The 1,337-nt window shown below is 60.9% G+C and carries 2 protein-coding genes and 1 pseudogene; 2 read left to right on the top strand and 1 reads right to left on the bottom strand.

The genetic code is table 11. The annotated features are described in order from the left end of the window. Positions 1-272 precede the first annotated feature (272 nt). Positions 273-563, top strand: coding sequence for a nucleotidyltransferase family protein (locus tag Taqua_RS13015; RefSeq protein ID WP_144326989.1), 291 nt, complete (start codon positions 273-275; stop codon positions 561-563). Further along, positions 560-931: a HepT-like ribonuclease domain-containing protein gene (locus Taqua_RS13020; protein ID WP_144326990.1), complete on the top strand. Its 372-nt coding sequence runs from the start codon at positions 560-562 to the stop codon at positions 929-931. The genes Taqua_RS13015 and Taqua_RS13020 overlap by 4 nt, the downstream gene beginning before the upstream one ends. Before the next feature lie 295 nt (positions 932-1,226). On the opposite strand, the pseudogene Taqua_RS13025 reads toward Taqua_RS13020, so the two are convergent. Next, a pseudogene (locus Taqua_RS13025) lies at positions 1,227-1,337 on the bottom strand (IS5-like element ISCARN85 family transposase); the annotation flags it as partial.

Consider the following 1,337-nt stretch of genomic DNA (forward strand, 5'->3'; position numbering starts at 1 on the left):
GACAACGCATCCGCGTTGCCCACCGCGCCGGCCTTCGCCCACAAGCTCCACAGCCTCCCACCACCATCAATGAACCAGTCTCACAGCTCTGGTCCTATCGGGGCGACAAGTATTCTGACGCGGGGGGTGGGGGCCTCCTCAAAAACCGGGGCGGTTCACGCATTCCTCCTCCAGCAATCCGCTCGAGTGCCAAAGGTATAGGGCTCATACGAGTTCTTGAAATTCCATTCTTGATTGCATATCATTTCAAACAGTTTCGATAAGAGATGCCCATGCGACCGTCCGTTGTGCTCGATATGAAGCGAAGCGTGGTGCGCGAGGCGGTAGGACGCTTTCGTGCCGCCAACCCGCGCGTCTTCGGTTCGGTTTTGCATGGTACCGATCGGGACGGCAGCGACCTCGATCTGCTGGTCGATGCGCTGCCCGGTGCCACGTTGTTGGACTTGGGTGATTTGGAAGAAGAGCTGAAATCGCTGCTCGGCGTCCACGTCGATGTGCTGACGCCCGGCGACCTGCCGCCGAAATTCCGGGCCAAGGTGCTCGCGGAGGCACGGCCGGTATGAGCGAGAACCGCTTGCCCGATTACCTCGACCACATCCAGCAGGCCGCAGCCGACGCGCGCAGCTTCGTGGAAGGGATGGCCAAGGACGACTTCCTGGCCGACAAGCGCACCCAGCAAGCCGTCATCATGAGCCTGATCGTCATCGGCGAGGCCGCGACGAAGGTGATGGATGGCTACGCCGAGTTCACCCAGGCGCACGCCGACGTGCCGTGGCGCAGCATGCGCAATATGCGCAATCGCATGGCCCACGGCTATTTCGACATCAACCTCGATGTGGTGTGGGAGACGGTACAGCAATGGCTGCCGACGTTGCTCCAGCAACTACCCGCCGTGCGCCAGGATGCCGACAATCAAGACCGCAACGGCTGAGGGATGAAATCGTGAACGTCTCAACCCGCCTCACACACAAAATATCTGCCATCCCCGCCTGTGGGGCAGTGGGCGCTCTTGACCTGCCACTGCTCCTCCCAGGGCTTGATGGCGTCGATCTCGTTCAAAAGCGGCTGCGCCGCCTCTTGCGCTTCTTGGCGGCCACTGCCGTTTGGCAGCACTCGTCTGGCTGTGGATGATGGCCGCGTGCCTGCGCAATCGACGCCCTGCAGCGGATCCGCTCACTGGCTTCTCGGGTGTTATTGAATCAGTGTCGCCCTAGGGCCTGTTAACACTATCGCAACGATTCGACGATCAGTGCGAAGTGGATGAAGGCCGCGAACATGACGTCGAGCTTGTCGAAGCGGCTGAAGATGCGGCGGAACCCTTTCAGACGGCGCAACAG

It is taken from the genome of Tepidimonas aquatica (genome assembly GCF_007556585.1).
GTDB lineage: Bacteria > Pseudomonadota > Gammaproteobacteria > Burkholderiales > Burkholderiaceae_C > Tepidimonas > Tepidimonas aquatica.